19 protein-coding genes and 4 pseudogenes are annotated in these 17,028 nt (G+C 64.6%); 12 read left to right on the top strand and 11 right to left on the bottom strand.

What is annotated here, in order from left to right; genetic code table 11:
* Positions 1–226: 226 nt before the first annotated feature.
* Both OG331_RS03065 and OG331_RS03060 read right to left on the bottom strand, forming a co-directional pair.
* On the bottom strand, positions 227–1,312 hold the full coding sequence (locus OG331_RS03065; RefSeq protein WP_406191327.1) for a hypothetical protein: 1,086 nt from the start codon (positions 1,310–1,312) through the stop codon (positions 227–229).
* A gap of 2 nt (positions 1,313–1,314) precedes the next feature.
* Positions 1,315–1,806 (bottom strand): hypothetical protein, encoded by a 492-nt coding sequence (locus OG331_RS03060; protein WP_406191326.1) that lies wholly within the window; start codon positions 1,804–1,806, stop codon positions 1,315–1,317.
* Between the two features lie 306 nt (positions 1,807–2,112).
* On the opposite strand from OG331_RS03060, the gene OG331_RS03055 reads away from it, so the two are divergent.
* From OG331_RS03055 to OG331_RS03040, 4 genes and pseudogenes are all read left to right on the top strand, one after another.
* Entirely contained in the window at positions 2,113–2,655 is a 543-nt protein-coding gene (locus tag OG331_RS03055) for a winged helix-turn-helix domain-containing protein (RefSeq protein ID WP_406190674.1), read from the top strand.
* A complete protein-coding gene (locus OG331_RS03050; protein ID WP_406191324.1) occupies positions 2,580–3,182 on the top strand; it encodes a transposase in 603 nt (200 codons plus the stop codon). The genes OG331_RS03055 and OG331_RS03050 overlap by 76 nt, the downstream gene beginning before the upstream one ends.
* A 315-nt stretch (positions 3,183–3,497) precedes the next feature.
* Positions 3,498–3,677, top strand: a pseudogene (locus tag OG331_RS03045) (ISAs1 family transposase); the annotation flags it as partial.
* A gap of 49 nt (positions 3,678–3,726) precedes the next feature.
* Positions 3,727–4,089, top strand: a complete 363-nt coding sequence (locus tag OG331_RS03040) for a hypothetical protein (protein WP_406210904.1) — start codon at positions 3,727–3,729, stop codon at positions 4,087–4,089.
* A 116-nt stretch (positions 4,090–4,205) separates the two neighbouring features.
* Here OG331_RS03040 and OG331_RS03035 read toward each other — a convergent pair whose 3' ends face one another.
* Positions 4,206–4,484, bottom strand: a complete 279-nt coding sequence (locus OG331_RS03035; protein WP_406191323.1) for a hypothetical protein — start codon at positions 4,482–4,484, stop codon at positions 4,206–4,208.
* 63 nt (positions 4,485–4,547) lie between these two features.
* On the opposite strand from OG331_RS03035, the gene OG331_RS03030 reads away from it, so the two are divergent.
* Positions 4,548–4,670, top strand: a complete 123-nt coding sequence (locus OG331_RS03030) for a hypothetical protein (RefSeq protein ID WP_406191321.1) — start codon at positions 4,548–4,550, stop codon at positions 4,668–4,670.
* A 57-nt stretch (positions 4,671–4,727) separates the two neighbouring features.
* Positions 4,728–5,186: a hypothetical protein gene (locus tag OG331_RS03025; protein WP_406191319.1), complete on the top strand. Its 459-nt coding sequence runs from the start codon at positions 4,728–4,730 to the stop codon at positions 5,184–5,186.
* A gap of 186 nt (positions 5,187–5,372) precedes the next feature.
* Here the strand turns inward: OG331_RS03025 and OG331_RS03020 are convergent, their stop codons facing one another.
* Positions 5,373–5,783 (bottom strand): hypothetical protein, encoded by a 411-nt coding sequence (locus tag OG331_RS03020; protein WP_406191317.1) that lies wholly within the window; start codon positions 5,781–5,783, stop codon positions 5,373–5,375.
* Between the two features lie 695 nt (positions 5,784–6,478).
* On the opposite strand from OG331_RS03020, the gene OG331_RS03015 reads away from it, so the two are divergent.
* Entirely contained in the window at positions 6,479–7,675 is a 1,197-nt protein-coding gene (locus OG331_RS03015; protein WP_406191315.1) for a S8 family serine peptidase, read from the top strand.
* 146 nt (positions 7,676–7,821) lie between these two features.
* On the opposite strand, the pseudogene OG331_RS03010 reads toward OG331_RS03015, so the two are convergent.
* The 3 genes and pseudogenes from OG331_RS03010 to OG331_RS03000 form a co-directional block, all read right to left on the bottom strand.
* Positions 7,822–8,115 (bottom strand): annotated as a pseudogene (locus OG331_RS03010) (phosphotyrosine protein phosphatase); the annotation flags it as partial.
* Between the two features lie 52 nt (positions 8,116–8,167).
* Positions 8,168–9,475, bottom strand: a complete 1,308-nt coding sequence (locus OG331_RS03005; RefSeq protein ID WP_406191313.1) for an ABC transporter substrate-binding protein — start codon at positions 9,473–9,475, stop codon at positions 8,168–8,170.
* Positions 9,476–9,836: 361 nt separating this feature from the next.
* The gene (locus tag OG331_RS03000) at positions 9,837–10,151 is read right to left on the bottom strand and encodes an ABC transporter substrate-binding protein (protein WP_406191311.1); all 315 of its coding nucleotides are present in this window, start codon (positions 10,149–10,151) and stop codon (positions 9,837–9,839) included.
* Positions 10,152–10,374: 223 nt separating this feature from the next.
* Between OG331_RS03000 and OG331_RS02995 the strand changes: the two genes are divergently transcribed.
* On the top strand, positions 10,375–10,599 hold the full coding sequence (locus OG331_RS02995) for a hypothetical protein (protein WP_406191309.1): 225 nt from the start codon (positions 10,375–10,377) through the stop codon (positions 10,597–10,599).
* Between the two features lie 115 nt (positions 10,600–10,714).
* On the opposite strand, the gene OG331_RS02990 is transcribed toward OG331_RS02995, so the two are convergent.
* Together OG331_RS02990 and OG331_RS02985 are read right to left on the bottom strand one after the other, a co-directional pair.
* Positions 10,715–11,113: a hypothetical protein gene (locus tag OG331_RS02990; protein ID WP_406191307.1), complete on the bottom strand. Its 399-nt coding sequence runs from the start codon at positions 11,111–11,113 to the stop codon at positions 10,715–10,717.
* 483 nt (positions 11,114–11,596) lie between these two features.
* A complete protein-coding gene (locus tag OG331_RS02985) occupies positions 11,597–12,028 on the bottom strand; it encodes a hypothetical protein (RefSeq protein ID WP_406191305.1) in 432 nt (143 codons plus the stop codon).
* A gap of 210 nt (positions 12,029–12,238) precedes the next feature.
* Here OG331_RS02985 and OG331_RS02980 point away from each other — a divergent pair, with 210 nt between their 5' ends.
* From OG331_RS02980 to OG331_RS02965, 4 genes and pseudogenes are all read left to right on the top strand, one after another.
* Positions 12,239–12,469 (top strand): cold-shock protein, encoded by a 231-nt coding sequence (locus tag OG331_RS02980; protein ID WP_406191303.1) that lies wholly within the window; start codon positions 12,239–12,241, stop codon positions 12,467–12,469.
* A 238-nt stretch (positions 12,470–12,707) separates the two neighbouring features.
* Positions 12,708–12,971, top strand: a pseudogene (locus OG331_RS02975) (transposase family protein); the annotation flags it as partial.
* A gap of 22 nt (positions 12,972–12,993) precedes the next feature.
* Positions 12,994–13,788, top strand: coding sequence for an ISAs1 family transposase (locus OG331_RS02970; protein WP_406209655.1), 795 nt, complete (start codon positions 12,994–12,996; stop codon positions 13,786–13,788).
* 356 nt (positions 13,789–14,144) lie between these two features.
* Positions 14,145–14,486 (top strand): hypothetical protein, encoded by a 342-nt coding sequence (locus tag OG331_RS02965; protein ID WP_406191301.1) that lies wholly within the window; start codon positions 14,145–14,147, stop codon positions 14,484–14,486.
* A 1,149-nt stretch (positions 14,487–15,635) separates the two neighbouring features.
* Here the strand turns inward: OG331_RS02965 and OG331_RS02960 are convergent.
* Positions 15,636–16,055, bottom strand: a complete 420-nt coding sequence (locus OG331_RS02960; protein ID WP_406210901.1) for a hypothetical protein — start codon at positions 16,053–16,055, stop codon at positions 15,636–15,638.
* A gap of 137 nt (positions 16,056–16,192) precedes the next feature.
* Positions 16,193–16,879: pseudogene (locus tag OG331_RS02955) on the bottom strand (ISAs1 family transposase); the annotation flags it as partial.
* Positions 16,880–17,028: the final 149 nt, after the last annotated feature.

Genomic DNA, 17,028 nt, shown 5'->3' with positions numbered 1-17,028 from the left:
CGTTCTCGCGTTCAGTGACAATGGGGCAAATTAGTGTTTGATGGAAAGTCGGCGGCCAGAAACAGGCGAGGCGTGAGGATGGTGTCGTATATTGTCCTGCCTGGCACACGTGGGACAGACTCCGGCATGCCTAAGATTAGACAAGGAAGCCGGCGCGAAATGACCTTTAGGGAATCAATCGAGGCTCACTCAGCGGTCCCCACACTGGAAGCACCGAGGAATATCCTTACACCGGATGATTAGCCCGATAAGTATCGTAGTAGGCCGCTTGTGCCTGTTCGGCTTCCGCACGGAGCCTTTCCAAAATGGCCACCAACGCCTCAAGCTTCGCGAGGTCGGATCTCACCTGCTTCAGCTTTGTCACGCGTTCCAGGGTCTTGGACTCGTCTTCGGTGCGTGAATAACTGGAAGCAAGAAATATTTCGTCCCGCAGCTTGTAGGTCTCACTGTGAAGCTTGGCCCATTCCTTGGCGGCTTCCTTGTCATCATCCGCTATCTTGTCCAGCTCCTCGTCGTGAGGAGCGGCTCCATCCGCTGCATTTTCGCGATCGATGTCCTGTCGATGAATAGTGTCGTATTTTTGAGTACACCATCCCATGTAAGCCCTGAGTAGTCCGATACCCATGCCTATGGCAGCAATCCCACTTGTCAAAGCCACGGCACCACCCGTGTAGTTTCCGGTAGACACTGCCCCCTGCCACTGCCCGGTAGCCCAAGCTGGGTCCCGACCGCCACTCATTGTGAGATTCTGATCGGGTGGTGCATTTGCAGAAAGCGTGCTCCAGCCCGGAGCCTGAATAAGCATCAGGCCCGCACCACCGAGGGACCCCAGGCCGGTAGTGATAAGGGCCACCGCCCCATATAGTTGTACACGCTCCCCGCTGGTCCGACCGCGGACGCGTGAAATGGACTCCTTTTTCATGGACTTATCGGCTTTTCTACGCAGGTCACTCCGCCGCTTGAGCTTCGCTTGGAGAGTCACCCAAGTGTAATCCTCGATCGAACTGATCTCGACAGGGCTCAAATGCGGGTATTTCTGTTGGATGAAAAGCATTGTGTCGGTGACAAACTGATGATTGGGAATCGGTTGGTACCCTGGCGCAAAAGCGATTGTGCCGTGCATCAATTTCGCATGATTCACCTGCTCCCGGATTGCGTTCATGATGTCTCCCAACGCGTGCGTCTGTTGGGTATCCAGATCCTCCTCCGCACCCTTTTGTGGCTCGTCCCCCCCACCTGTGTTAACAATTTTTCGCCTGGACTTGGGCTTGGGCTTGGGCTTGTGCTTGTATCCGAGATTATCGTTCTCCACGGTCAGTCCCTTTCGTCGACAAGTTGCTCAAACTCGGCAAATCTGGCAACGAGAGCATCATCGATATCCATCTGGGCCAAAAACTGCTCCGCTCCCGCCTCATTGCCATTGCACATTTCCGTCAAGGCCTTCAGCGTGGGATACTCGTCAAGCGTGGGAAGAGCCGGCGCCTGCTGACTCAATACCGCTTCGTCCTGGGGGCCGTCGTCGTACCCCTCCCCGTCGTCCTCAGGCGCGAAGTACAGGGGAATTATGGCGGCTTCCAATTCTTGCGGGTAGACTTTTGCGCTCTCGAGCATACGGAAAAGATTTACAACATCGGGATCCTGGCTTTGTGCCCAATCTGTAGCCATTCCAAGGAATGCCTGAGGCGGAAAGATCACATCACGTAGCGTTGCGTAAATGTCGTCATACAGCTCGGCGCACCATTCTCCTTTGGTTACGTAATCGATCAGCCACATGGCGTACTTTTTGACCAGGTCAGTATCAGTCATTCCTGATGGCTCCCAAAGCGCAGGTACATATAGAATGCCCGCCCGTCAAAGAGCGCGCTCTTTAAGAAACCACCTCACTGCCCTGGCTTCTAGTGCCTATCGGACACTTGATCGGGCACTTATAATGCGTGTAAGGGAAGTGGGGTCACCAACTATGCGTCCACCACACCCGCAGGAGGCATGCGCACACGAAAGGAACAACTGCCCCAGGTTGACTCGGTGGGTCGCGGTCTTGTGGTACTCAGCTTGAACTCGTAGACGCCGAGAGGGCGTGACGGTCCTTGATCCCTGCGGTATGGCAGGTTCATGCGGTATGCGCAGAGGGGCGGGTATACGCCTGCCGAGCAGGAACGACGTGAACAACTGCGGCTGAAGGCCGCTGAGTTATTTGAGCAGGGCGAGAGTTCTGGTGCGGTCGCGGCGGAGTTACGGGTAGCGCCGCGCACTGTGCGGCTGTGGCGTCAGCGGTGGCGCGAGGGCGGGGTGCAGGCCCTGCGTTCCAGGGGACCGGTGTCGCCGGAGCGTCTGTCGGCGCGGCAGTTCGCGCGTCTGGAAGCAGAACTGCGGCGCGGCCCGCCGGCGCACGGATTCGCCGACGACCAGCGGTGGACGCTGAAGCGGATCAAGGCGCTGATCGGGCGGCTGTTCCATGTGGGCTACACGGTGCAGGGCGTGTGGAAGCTGATGCGGCGCCACGGCTGGTCGTGCCAGGTCCCGGTGCGCCGGGCCGTCGAGCGGGACGAGGAGGCCATCGAGGTGTGGAAGCAGGAGGTGTGGCCGCAGGTAAAACCAGTGCGGCGGACCTGGGCGCCTACATCTGCTTCGAGGACGAGGCGGGGCAGGGCCTGAGGCCGCCGAAGGGCCGCACATGGGCCCCGCGCGGGGCACGGCCCGTGGTGAGGGTGCGTGGCAGAGGTTCCGGCCGGGTCAACGTGGCCGGCGCGGTCTGCTTCCGCCCCGGCGAGCGCCCGCACTTCTTCTGCCGGCTGCACGTCTGTCACGGGCGCAAGGGCGAGCCCAAGAGCTTCGCCTGGCACGAGTACCGCGAACTGATCCTCGCCGTTCACCGGCAGCTGCACGCGCCGCTCGTGTGGTGCTGGGACAACCTGAACGTGCACCTGTGTGCACAGATGAAGGAGTTCGCCGACGAACACCAGGAGTGGCTGCGTGTGGTCCAGATGCCCGCGTATGCACCCGAGCTGAACCCCACCGAGGGCGTCTGGTCACTCCTGAAACGCTCCATCGCCAACTTCGTCGCCGCCGACCTGGGCGGCCTCGTCCGCATCGTCAAGCGCAAGCTCAAGAAGATCCAGTACCGGCCCGACCTGATCAACGGCTGCCTCACCGAGACCGGCCTGGTGATCGAACCACCGTGATCCACCAGCCGGCGTCTACGAGTTCAAGCTGAGTAAGCATTCAGAAGGGTGCGGCTGCTGATCCTTAGGGCCGCCCTTGACGATCTGTCAGGGTGGGTATATGAGCGGTATGGGACTCCAAACCCGTCCTCCGCGCATGCTTCTTTGTGATGACGTGATGGTCTGGCTGGCACCTGGGGTGGGCGCAGGGCTTCGGCGTAGTCGCGTGACGTCCGGTTCGTGATGTTCTACCGGCTTGCCGGTGCCCCGGAACGTGACAGGCACGGCTTCCAGGATCATGGAGTTCTCTACGCCCCGTGATCCGAGTGGAAGACCGTGCCTGCCGACGCATCTTCGCTGATCCCCTCTGCCCTTGACCAGCTCCGTGAGCAGCCCGAGGTCGTATCCGCCGAGGTCCCGCGTCTGCTGGAGCAGCTGGCCGGGGTATCCGGCCCGCGAGATCCGCGCGGCGTACGGCACGCTCTGGTCGCCGTCCTCGCGCTGACCGCGTGCGCGGTTCTGGCGGGGGCGACCTCTGTGCCGGCAGTCAGCGAGTGGATCGCCGATGCCCCGCCCGCACATCCTTCAACGCCTCGGCATACGCCTCGGCCCGCTGTTCCCGAAGCGGTTGCTGCCTGCGGAAACGACGGTCCGGCGGCTACTGGCCCGCATCGACGGCGACGCGCTGGACCGGGCGGTCGGACGCCGGCTCGCCGACCGACGCCCGAAGGCGACCGGGCTGCGCGGCCTCGCAGTGGACGGCAAAAGCCTGCGCGGCGCGGCCAAGGCGAAGGGCCGCAAGATCCACCTGCTCGCCGCACTGGAGCACACCACCAGCCTTGGCCCAGCTGGACGTCGGCGAGAAGACGAACGAGATCATGTGCTTCCAGCCGCTGCTGGACACCGTCGCCGACCTCCGGCGCCGTAGTCACCAGCGACGCGATGCACCCCCAGCGCGAGCATGCCGACTACCTCCTCAGCCGGGACGCCCACTACATCGTGATCGTCAAGGGGAACCAGAAGAAGCTGTGCTGACAGCTCAAGTCACTTCCCTGGAAGGCCATCCCGCTCCAGGGACGCACCCGGGGCATCGGCCACGGCCGCTCGGAGATCCGCCGGATCAAGGCCGCCACCGTCAACAGCCTCCTCTTCCCCGGAGCCCGCCAGGCCGTCCAGATCAAGCGCCGGCGCACCGACTTCAAGACCGGCAAGACCGCCGTCAAGACGGTCTACGCCGTCACCAGCCTGACCGCCGAGCAGGCCACCGCGTGCCAGCTCGCCGAACTCGTCCGCGACCACTGGAAGATCGAGGCCCTGCGCCATGTCCGCGACACCACCGTCGCCGAGGACGCCTCCCAGCTACGGACGGGCAACACGCCCCGCGCGATGGCTACCTGGAGCAACCTCGCCATCGGAGCCCTCCGCACGGCCGGAGTGAAGAACATCGCGGCCGGCCTCCGCCGCAACGCCCGCGACCCTCGCCGCCCCCTCGCACTCCGCGGCCTCTGACGATCACAAACCGGACGTCATGCGACTACGCCGAAGCCCTGGGTCATGGAGACCTCGATGCTCAAGACCCTGGCAGGGAAGCACAAGTCGGCCGTCACGAAGATGGCCCGCAGATACAAGGCGAGCATCGACACTCCTGACGGCCGGCGGACCTGGTTCCAGGTCACAGTGCGGCGAGAGAAGGGAGAGAAGCCGCTGGTCGCCCGCTTCGGCGGGATTCCGCTCAAGTGTCAGCGCACCGTCGTCATCATCGACCGCCAGCCCGTCATGGCAACTACCCGGCGAAACGAGCTGATTCACCGTCTCCTTGCCGGGCAGTGCGAGATCTGCGCGGGACACGCTGGGCTACAGGTCTACCATGTCCGCAAACTTGCTGATCTCAACAGGCCAGGACGGCCCGAACGGCCGTCGTGGGTGCACCTGATGGCTATGCGAAAGCGCAAGACCCTCGTGGTCTGCGAACGCTGTCACCAGGACATCCACGCGGGACGGAGTACGGCCTCAGTCCGGAATTGATTACTGGAGAGCCGGGTGCGGGGAAATCTCGCCTGCCCGGTTCGGGAAGGGGCCGCCGGAAAAGGACCTCAACCAGAGGAACCTCGTCGGCGGCCTACTTCACTCTGTGAGAGCCCGGGGGCAAGTCCCCTCGGCTGCTCGGCAGGTGCACGTCGAGGCCCGCAGGCACGGCCATGTCCATGGCGGTCAGTACTTTCTTGACCTCCACTGTCCGGTGGCGGCGGTGGAGGTCACCGACGACGTGTCATCAGCGATGTTGAAGGCGGCGAACAGGCTGGTGATGTCGTGCCGCAGACAGTTGTGGGTGCGCCGTTCTGGCATGCCCGGCAGCACCGGCTGTGACCGGGTCCAGCGCCTGGATCTGTGGGCTTCATCCACGCCTAACATCAGCGCCTTCTCCGGCGGGTTGCGATGGAGGCCGACGACGTCGACGACCTTCTCCACGAACTGCGGGTAGGTGGAGAGGGAGAATGAGTCCTGCAGGTGTGGTTTCTTCCAGATCCGGACGATGGTGGACTTCGACAGTCCGGTGCGGGCGGCCATCGAGGCACGCGCCCAGGGGGTGTCTTTGCCCGGCGCGGACACCAGGGTCGCCACGGTGACGTCCTCGACCTGGTTGAGCAGGGTCGAGGGCAGCGAACCGGTGCGCGGTTCGTCCTGCAGGCCGTCGAGGTGATCGGCAACGAAACGGCCCGCTCTTCGCCCGCCTCGACCAGCGCACCGGTTGGGCCCGTTCGTCCGACTAGGTCCAGATGTCCGACGCTCGTGCGGCCGGGCACGTGCCTCCCAGGCCGCGGCCCCATGGGGACCAGATGCAGGCCCCGTACCCTCCCATCGAGCTCATCGGGGGACACACTCTGTGCAAGTACACGAATCAGGGTGAGGTGAGCGAAGCGGAAGCTCAACACCCAGATCATTCAAGCCGATTCGATACCTGCGAGTTCTTCTCTGACTGCTGCGCCTCCTCACGGCGCCCACGTTTTCCGCAGGGCTTTCACGCTCGGCGCGCGCAGCGCGCGCGTCTGCCCTGCCCGTCCGGTTCGACACGGGGACGCAGGGAAGGTTCACGTTTTCTCGACGGAAGCCCCATACATGCGAAGGAGAGCCGGGCGTGTCGCGGCGGGGCCCGGTTCTGTCCGGTTCCCGCGTTGACCCGCGGCTGATCGGGTCGCGAGTGCATGGAATCCACTGCATGAGCACATCAATGAGTCACGGCTTTCGCCGCAGATCACCGGAGATTTTGCGGTTGAACACTCAACCCCCCACAAAGACCGGCGAGGAGACCCCTCTTCATGGCAACTCACAAGCGCTCGAACCGGATCCGGCTCACCGCCGTCACCGTCGCGGCCGCCGCGGCAGGCGTCACGCTGCTGAACCCGTTCTCCGCCGGCGCCGCGGCGCCCGCCGAGGGCAAGATCTACGGAGCGAACGCCGACGGCGCCGTCGCGGGCAGCTTCATCGTCATGCTCGACCAGCAGGCCGACAAGCAGGAGTTGGCCAACGAGTACGGCGGCACACTGAAGCGCACCTACCGCTCCGCCATCAACGGCTTCTCGGCCGGCGGCCTTTCACAGACCGAGGCCAAGCGCCTGGCCGCCGACCCGGCCGTCGCCAAGGTCGTGCAGAACAAGAAGTTCACCATCAACGCGGAGCAGCAGAACCCGCCCTCATGGGGCCTGGACCGCATCGACCAGGCCGACACCGCCGGAGACAGCAAATACACCTACCCCGACTCCGCCGGCGAGGGCGTCACCGCCTACGTGATCGACACCGGCGTCCGCATCTCGCACAAGGACTTCGAAGGCCGCGCCACGCACGGCTTCGACGCGATCGACAACGACGACAGCGCCGACGACGGCAACGGTCACGGCACCCACGTCGCCGGCACCATAGCCGGTGCCACGTACGGCATCGCCAAGAAGGCGAAGATCGTTGCCGTGAGAGTCCTCGACGACAACGGCTCCGGCACCACGGAGCAGGTCGTCGCCGGCATCGACTGGGTCACCCAGCACCACCAGGGGCCCTCCGTCGCCAACATGAGCCTGGGCGGCGGCGCCGACGAGGCCCTCGATGAGGCCGTTCGCAAGGCCATCGCCGCGGGCGTCACCTTCGCTGTCGCAGCCGGCAACGACTCCGCCGACGCCGGCAAGGGCTCCCCGGCCCGCGTCAAGGAGGCCCTCACCGTCGCCTCGTCCACCAAGGACGACGCCCAGTCCGACTTCTCCAACTTCGGTGAGGTAGTGGACATCTACGCGCCGGGCTCGGACATCACCTCCGCGTGGAACGACAGCGACGAGGGCACCAAGGTCCTCTCCGGCACCTCGATGGCCACCCCCCATGTCGTCGGCGCCGCCGCGGTCTACCTCGCCGGCCACAAGGACGCTACCCCGGCGGACGTCGCCACCGCCCTGACCAAGAGCGCCACCCCCGACAAGATCACCAGCCCAGGCGCGGGCACACCCAACAAGCTCCTGAAGATCACCGAGTAACACCCCCTCGCACCCGCCGCGCCCCGAGGCAGACCACGGCCCGCACGGCGCGGCGGGTGGCACGAGCCGTGGGCCGACCAGGCAAAAACTCGTCGCAGCCCAATCGGCCGCAACTCCAGCTCGTGGGGTCCGCCTTCTCCCGAACAGTCGACGCCCTTGCCCGCCGGGTCCTGAGCGGAGCCCTGGCTATAACCTGCAGTAGGCGAGGTACTTCTTGCCGGGGAGGATGGGGCAGGCGTCGTCGCAGCCTGTGGTGATGGCGTAGTCGGACGCCTGGTCGGCTTCGGTGGTGAGGATCTTCGGTCTGGCCGCGGAGATGTCGATGCCGACCTCGTTCATGGCTTCGACGGCGGCCGGGTTGACCTGGTCGCTGGGGATGGAGTCGGCGGAGCGGACCTGATCCGGTCGCCCGCGAGATGGGAGAGGAATCCGGCGGCCATCACTCCCCGGTCGTCAGGAGGAGGCAATCCTGGCGGTGCGAGCACTGCAGGGTCAGGGTCTGGGGATGCCGTTGGCGGGGGGCTGGGGGGACGTAGCGGTGTGGGGTTGCACGGGGCCGTCTGCGCCGTCGGTGGTCATGGGCTTGCCCTGCAGCACGATGGCATTGCCCTTGATGACGCCGATCTGGGTGCCGGTGTAGCCGGCGTGCGAGGTGCGGTTGTAGCGCAGCGGGGTCACTCCCGGCCCGGGGAAGTCGCCCTTTTTTAGGGTGTCCACGAGTGATTGTCGGGTTAGGTCTCTGCCTGTTTGCTGCAGTACTTGGACGAATAGGTACGCGGTCAGTACGCCGAGCTCGGTGTACCGGCTCAGGGGCTGTGCCGGCAGATAGCGGCTGTGGATCATTCTCACTAGCTGGATCCACTTGTTCGAGGTGTCGGTGAGTGGCGGCAGATAGTTGTCCGTGATGATTCCTTGGATAAGGGGGTTGGCGCCGCTGGACGTGCCGTTGTGGGGGGCGGCGGACTCGAGGAGGTCGGACAGGGTTGTCGGATCGGATCCGGAGTAGTTGACCACCAGCTTCGCGGTGTTGCCGGACTTCTGTTGGGCCAGGCGCAGCAGGACCGTATGACTGGGGACGGAGAAGCTGACGATGACGTCGGCTCTGGCTCTGGCGATCGCCTGCATCTGCTCGGAGACGTCGTTGAAGCCGGGCTGGTAGCTCTCGCGGGCGACCACTGATGAACGCGGGATGACCTTGTCCAGGCCTGCGACGCCGCTCCTGCCCAGATCGTCGTCCTGGTAGAAGTAGGCCACCTTCTTTCCGGGGAAGGTCTTGTTGACGTGGTCGCCGAGAATCTTGCCCTCCCTGGTGTAATCCGTCTGCAGGGCAAAGGTGTAGGGAAGTTTTTTCGGATTGTTCCAGCAGGGGCAGCCGGAGGCCGGGAACAGGTCAGGGACGTTCTCGGCATTGAGATAGTCGACGACTGCCCGGTGGGTAGCGGTACCCAACCCTGAGAAGAGGGCGAATATCTTGTCCTGTTCCACCAGCCTGCGCACCACCTGGGTGGCGTTGTCCGGGCTGTAGGCGTCGTCCCGGTAATTGAAGTAGATCTTGCGGCCGTGGATGCCCCCGTTGGCGTTGACATAGTCAAAATATGCCCTGGCTGCCGGTGCGAAGTGGCTGAAGCCGGCAGACGCCGGCCCGGTCAGCGGCTGATGGCTGCCGATCGTGATCGCGGTGTCGGTGATGCCGGGTGCGGAGTCCTCGTTGCTGACCTCTGCCGGAGAACTGCAGCCCGCGACGACGAGGAGGAGGGCCGCCAGGGCAGCCAGGCCTGGGATGCGTAGAAGCCTGTTCATGCGATCTCCACGGCTTATGTCAGCCGACGCGAGCGTCGTCCAGCCGGGCCAGCTGGGCTCGCGGCCGCCGCTGCCCTCGTGGCCGTGGCGTGCAATCCCGTGCGAACAGCTGCAGTCACGCTCACACCATTACCGTCCTCCCCCCGCACAGCAACCGCAAATCGCCCCCAACGTCGCATCCGCGTCAGGCCCTGCCCGCCGGGCGAGTCAGGGTCGGTTTGGCATGCTCAAGAAAGCTGAGCCAGGCGGCAGCAGCGAGGTCGGCACATGTCCCGGCCAGGTCACACGTCGGCCCGCCGGCGGCGCAGACAATCCGACGCCGTCTCGTCCACACCAAGATCATCTCATCCCTGACCAGGAGTTACGGGACAAGCCTTAGTCTGCGTACCACCTTCATGGTGTTGTTCGGACGGTAGGCGTCGTCCCGGTACGTGAAGATGATCTTTCGGCCGTGGACACCGCCGTTCGCGTTGACATGGTCGAAGTACGCCTTGGCCGCAGGCGCTACACGGCCGAAGCCGGGGGCCACCGGGCCGGTCAACGGTTGGTGGCTGCCGATCGTGACGGTCGTGTCGGTTACTCCCGGTGTCGCGGACTCGTCGCTGGGACGGCTGCACGCCGCCGCGGCGACGAGTAGGAATGCCAGTGCGCAGGCGAGCCACGAACGCCTTGCCATGATGCCTCTCCTCGGCAGATGCTCGGCAGCCGGTGGGCCTGACAACACCACCGTGCTCCCACACAACGGGCCGGGCAAGTTCTGACGTCCTGCGACGTGACGGACTGTTTCAGGCTGCCGGTGCCGGCATCGGTCACGGTGATGGTCACGGGCTGGTTGTCTGCCTCGGCCGTCGGCGTGAGTGAACCACCCAGCAGCCCTTTCGTTGCACGGATGCCTGGCGATGACGGTCCGGATCCGGCAACTCCTCCAACAAGGGTGCCAGTTCGTGGTGGCCACATATTCGTCGATCCTGCTGGCCATGCCCGGCGCACGGATCCTGCAGATCGAAAGGGGCGGCACCATCGAGCAGGTGGAATATGAGCAGGCCGAACCTGTCGCTTTGACCGGCGCGTTCGTCAACCGCCCTGACCGCTTCCTGGACCGCATGTTCGCCGAGGATGCGTAGACCAGCCACTTCGACGGCGCTCCCTGCCCGGACAGGGCCCAAGTTCGCCGCTGGAGGTGAGCCGGACCTGCTGGATGAACCTGCCGTGAGCGAGGGGTCAACGGGCAGTCGGCGATCAGGAGTTCCTGGCTTCGAGTTCTCCGTGAATGAGCATGGTGATGATCGCTTCGAGGTCACGGGCTATGGGATCGCTATCGGGTCGCTCACCGCCGCCGGGCAACGGGTCGATGTGATCGCGGACAACCATAAGCAGTGAAATGATCATCTCGGCGTCGATCGTCCGCATCTGGCCTTTCAGCGCCATGCTGTCGATGGAGCTGGCCAGGAGGAGGATCGCTTCAAGAGCATTGGACGTGCTGACTACGTGCCTGCGGCTTGCCTCAGGCAGGGGCTTTTGCTGGGCTGAGGCGGCTACGAGTGCGCGTGCCACCTTGCGTAGCCGGTTCTGAGGTGATGAGGCCAGGCCACCTCCGAAATGGTCATTTTCCATTGCGCGCCTCGGCCCCAGCTGCATCGGCAATCTCCATGCTCAGGCTCGAAGTCATTTCTTTCCCCTCCATCAGGAGAGTCACTTGCGTGCGCGACATCCTGCTCCAGTAGATGCCCCCAGTTCGCCGATCCGGCTCTCCGCGTCTCCTTGCACTGAAAATACCGTCTCAGCCACCTCCGGAGACATTTCTGCCCCCCGGACCTTCAAATCTCCACGTCCATGACACGGGCTCATGCTTCCAAAAAGATCAGCTGCGTCCCGGCGCCTCACCTCTCCCAGCACACCACACCGCGCAGCTGCTGCAACCCGAAGGTCAGTCGTGCCCCTGTACCCAGCCGTTCCCTCACACCACGCTGGCTTTGTGACACTTGTATTCGTCAGAACCGATCCAAGCCAGGGCCGAGCTGGTTGAGGATGAAGCCACCGGCAGAGCTCGGCGAGGAAGGCGAGCAATGCTCAGATCATGTGGACGCCATCGTGCTTTGAGACACCTTCACTGTAATGAGGTTAACCCGCCTGCTGCTCCTCAGGCCAAGAGAAAAGAAAGTACTCTTTCGCGAGTCGATCCAGCGGTATGAAATCGATAATTCCGCATGCCGTCAAGACCTTCACACAGTGCCCGGATGTGTCGTCGTGAAGCTTCTCCACTATGGAGATGCGTTCTTTCTCATCCCTGTCGTGGGGTGCATACGATTCCCAAACCTGCCCTGCAGCGGCCAGAACGTACACGTCACTGAAGGCGTAGGCTGTGCATGCCACAGCGAGGGCTGCCCTATCCGGGAGGCCGTCTTCCTGCAGGAGACGTCGCCTGTACTCGTTCACCAGCTCTGCGGCACGGTACGGGCCAACGATTGCGTCAATGCTGTACAGCATCACAAACATCTGTCTGCACTGCGCTGCCCTCTCTCGGTCCTTAGGAGTTGTCATCCTGCTAGCCACCGAAGCAGGGTTGGTTTTCCATGATCCGGTATGGCGGCCTTGCGCTGTAGGGCTGGCAAGGCAGCTATCCCCACCCATCACGTTGCCTCTTTGGCCGCCCGAAGGAGATGGGTGCAGTCGACTCCTAGGTATTCACTTAAGGAGCGTCAGCGCCCGGTGGTGACCGTTTCAGTCATTCCGGTTCAATGGATACTCGGCACGGAGAAGTAAATGTCAGAAGTAGTAACTGGTACGGTCAAGTGGTTTAACAGCGAAAAGGGCTTCGGGTTCATTGCGCCGGATGCCAAGGGTCCCGATGTTTTCGTTCACTACAGCGCCATCAACGGGCACGGTTACAAGAGCCTCGCTGAGGCGGACCGGGTGAGCTACGAGCGCAAGCAGGGCGACAAGGGGCCGCAGGCCGTGAACGTGACTGTCCTGCCCGTAAAGCCGAGGCTCTAAATACGGCAGCTGCAGATAGCTCTGCCTGTGCTCATCGTGGCTGGCCTCGATCCTTCAGCGAGGTTCGAGCCAGGGCTGATGTGTTCTCAGCTGGCGAGATGAGCTGATCGCCTGTGTACGGGCCGCTGCGTGCGGTTCGCCCGGTTCGGCAACGAGAGACGCGACCCCTGATGATCAAGGTTGTCGAAGCCTTTGATCACGAACAGGGGTCGCGTTCGCGTGCCATCTTTCCTGATCGGTGTCCTGCAGCCACTGCGAGGACATCGACTCTGCCTGCCCGGATCCGCAGCAGTTCACCTCCCTGGCCGAAGTGCTGGGGCGGATACCCGATCCCCGCCGGGTCCGGGGCCGCCGCTACCGCCTGGGCTCCCTGCTTGGGCTGTGCCTGGTCGCCGTCCTCGGCGGAGCCACGTCCCTGGCCGCCATCGCCCGCTTCGCCGCCGATACCGACTACGGCCTGCGCGAACAACTCGGGCTGACCTCCAGCACGCCGAACGCCTCCACACCGGGACGCCTCCCCGGCCCTGAACGGCGACGCCCTGGCCGGCCTGGCCGTCGACGGCACGGCCGTGCGCGGATCCCGCGCCGACGGCACGGCCGTCCACCTGCTCACCGCCGCGTTCCACGCCTGCCAGACCGTGATCGCCCAGCGCCGGATCACCGCGAAGAGCAACGACATACCCGCCCTCGCCCCACTGCTGGACCGGATCGACCTGCGCGGCGCCGTCGTCACCGCCGATGCGATGCACACCCAGCGCGCCCACGCCGAGCACGTCATGGCCGCCGGCGGCCACTACGTCCTGGTGGTCAACGGGAACCAGAAGAAGCTCCGCAAGCAGCTGCAGCGCCTGCCCTGGAAGCAGATTCCCCTGCAGGCCCGCACCACCGGTGCCGGGCACGGCCGCCGCGAGGTCCGCCGTCTGAAGGTCTGCACCGTCCGTCCCGGCCTACTCTTCCCGCACGCCGTCCAGGCCATGGAGGTCAAGCGCCGCCGCACCCACCGCAAGACCGGCAAGGCCGAAACGAAGACCGTCCACGCCATCACCAGCCTCCCGCCCGAACAGGCCAGCCCGACACAACTCGCCGAACTCGTCCAGAATCACTGGTCAGTTGAGGCCCTGCACCACGGCAGAGACGTGACGTTCGGCCAGGACGCCTCGCGCATACGCACCGGCTCCGCACCCCGCGCCATGGCCACCCTGCACAACCTGGCCATCGGACTCATGCGCCAAGCAGGCTGGACCAACATCGCCGCCACAGCCGATCACTACCGGTCACGCCCCCAGCACGCAACAGCCATGCCCCGACTCACAACCTGAGAACGCATCGCCCTTGAGGTTCGAGCTCTGATCGACTCGGCGGTTCGCCTGTAATGTTCTCGTGTCCGTCGAGGTGGGCCGTCGAGTGACGCTGCGGGCGCGCCGGGTTCCACGGGCCCGGAATGTTGCGGGTGTCTTCCGTTCTGGTCTTCGTCGGGGCTGGTGCCGGTCGTCAGGCGACAGCACCGACGGATTCCGCCAACGAGTAATCGAAACGGAATGGGGGCGGTGCCATGATCGCGGATCTGTGCACGACAGTCTGGCTGGCACGCACGACAGCCTCGACGCCCTGATCGGTGCAGCAAAGTTTGCCGAACGAGAGGGTCGCCCCGGCTGCTGGCTGACAGACCCGCCCGGTGACGGCAACCTGTCGGGCTCGGGATCTGCGTCACCCTCGCCCTGCCTTCGACGCGCTGCACTCGGTCAAGGCGAACGTCTCCTGGCTGGTCGAGACCAAGAAGGCCCACTCCATCGCCGTGATCAAGACCAACCAGCCGACCGCCCACAGCCAGCTCGCGGCCCTGCCCCGGCGGGACATCGCCGTCCAGCACCACCGCCTCCGCCTGCGGACACGGCAGGCGCGAGTCCCGCTCGATCAAGACCTGCGCCGTCGCGGACGGACTCGACGGAATCGCCTTTCCCCGCGCACGCCTGGCCATCGGCGTCCACCGCCGCCGCAAGCCCACCGGCCGGCGTGAGCCGTGAGAGTGTCTACGCCGTCACCAGCCTCGACGCCCACCAAGCCGGCCCCTCCGACCTGGCCACTGCGATGCGCGGGCACTGGGGAGTGGAGAACTCCTCGCACCACAGAGCCCTGGCCGGGCCAGAGCTCAAGCGTCCCGTCCATGAAGATGCAATTCCGGCCCGTTTCTACCTCGTTTCGGCATCGCTCTGGTCTGGAAGAGGCCGCGGCGCGAGACCGAGTGCCGTGGATGTATGAGGAGACGACTCCCGCTTCGATGCGGGCCCGTGGACTATGCCGTGCGGCAGATTTCATTGCCGAGTCAGACGGAGAGAGCGACGCTGAACTCACCCACGAACAATGACCAATCGAACATTTCGGAAAATTTTAATGCACAAATAAATTTAAATATCCCGGCTTGAAATCATCTATGGTGGCAGATTAGTCGATAGGGTTGCGGCAGGTGCAGAAGAAACCTGAAAGGAAAACGTGATGCGTCGGATCATCGCTGGGGCCGCAGTCGCAGCGGCAGTCATTTTCGGTTCAGCCGTACCGGCCGTGGCGGCACCCCCGGTCGGTCTCGAATCTTCTGATCGGACTTTCACCGCCTATGCGGGAGACCCCTATACTGCCCTCATTGGGGCCCGGAAAATGATGAATGATTACGGGTCTGAAATTAGTGGAGGCTGTGAAGAAATCGAGAGTAAGGACGCGTGGATGAAGCGCCCTGGAATTGTACCCAACACCTGGATCTATACAGGGGTCGCCACTGTGAAAGCCCAGTGCTGGGAGTAACCTCTTCCTGGCTCCTGGTGTGACGGTCCGCCGAGCCATCCGGCAGACTGTACCGAGTCTCAGCTTTCCAGATGTTTCTGTCTGGAGGTCCGTGTCGGTGTCACCCCTGCGTGGGTTGTGCTTCGGTGTCCTGACGGCGGTCTCCCGTTTCCTTTGCCGCTGGTGCGGCAGGCTCGCGCCATCTGCCCGTCCGCCCCGGCCGGTGTTTGGGCCGGGGTGTTGGCGACGGGTCTCACGGTCGGCTCCACGGGGTTTCGACACGCGGGGCGTGTCCTGGTCTCCGGCCACTCCGGTACCTGTCGTGCGGGCCGCCGCGAGGGCGGCCAGGTTGCGGGCTGCGTTCTCGTCCCGGTCGATGGCCAGGGCGGCTTCAGGTTCCCGGTAGGAGTGGGCTGTCGGTGATGCCCCAGATCCAGATGGCGTGTTCGGGTGCGTCCCGGATCGCTCGGGTGGTCTTGGCGATGTTGTCCGCTCCCAGCAGCCGCAGCCTGCCGATGGCCAGATTCCGCAAGGCCGCCATCGCTCGCGGCGCGCTGCCGGTGTGGACGGTGGAGGCGTCCTCGACGAACACCACATCTCTGACATGGTGGCTGGAATTCTCGATTCCCCAGTGCCCGCGGACGTATCCGCCCAGGTCAGCAGGGCTGGCCTGGTGGGTATCGAGGCTGGTGACGGCGTAGACCGTCTCCCGGGTCTGCCGCTTGCCGCTGTCCCGGCGGCGCCCGTGGATACACAAGGCCAGCCGTGCTTCCGGAAAAGCGATCCCGCCCAGGTTCGCCGCGATAGCCATCGCCTCGACCGAGCGGGACTCCCGCCGCCCGTGCCCGTCCCGGAGACGGTGTGCGCTATCGGCACCTGCTCCCATGGCAGGGCTTTGACCTGGGCGGACGCGGTCGGCTGGTTTCCTTTGATCACGGCGATGCAGTGGGCTTTCTTCTCCTCCACCAGCCAGCGCACCTGGTCCTTGACACTGTGCAGGGCGTCGAAGGTGACCACGGCACCGGCCAGATCGAGGGTTCCAGCAGCGGCCGTCTCGTTGGTCTTGGCCCCCACCTCCCGCTGGGCCAGGGTGACGGTGGGGGCGTGGGTGACGGCGGACAACAGGGGCCGGTGGCGCTGCTGTCGGTGCGCGGAGCCGGACAGCGCCTTGCCGTCCACCGCGATCGCCGGCCGCGGCACCGAGCCGGTGCCGCCGACATCGGTGTGGTCGTGTTCGGCCAGGTAGGCGCCGATCACGGCGTCCAGGGCATCGCCGTCGAGGGCGGCCAGGAGCCGGGTGAGGGTGGCATGGGATGGGGCGCGTCGACGTCCGGGCAGGTGGCGGCGGATGCCGAGCTGTTCCAGCACCGTGGTGCTGGCGCGCTGTCCCCACTCGGTGATCTCAGTGATGGTCCGGGCGCCGGAGACGACTGCGCAGGCGCAGATCAGCAGCAAGCCGGCCAGGGGATACCACCGCCCGCGACGCGAACGGGGGTCGGGGAGGCGCTGGAGGTGGGTGCGCAGACGGCCGGTGTCGCACTGGTGAAAGGGGGCCCAGTTTCGCCAGGACGGCAGGGATCGTGGAGGACGGAGCGGCAGGCACGGGACCTCGATGTGATCAGCAGGCGTAGACACCCTGATGATCACCGGTCTCGTGCCTATGCTGTTGCCCCGTCAACTCCCACCCCACGCGGACGATCCACTCGATCCCGGAACTTGCAACCGCCCTGGTCGATGACCAGGCTGCAGAGATCGCAGGTGAAGACTCGGACGTGCAGCGGCAG

Origin of the sequence: Streptomyces sp. NBC_01017 (assembly GCF_045162795.1) — a bacterium.
Classification (GTDB): Bacteria; Actinomycetota; Actinomycetes; order Streptomycetales; family Streptomycetaceae; genus Streptomyces; species Streptomyces machairae.
This window is presented reverse-complemented; position numbering and strand designations above follow the sequence as displayed.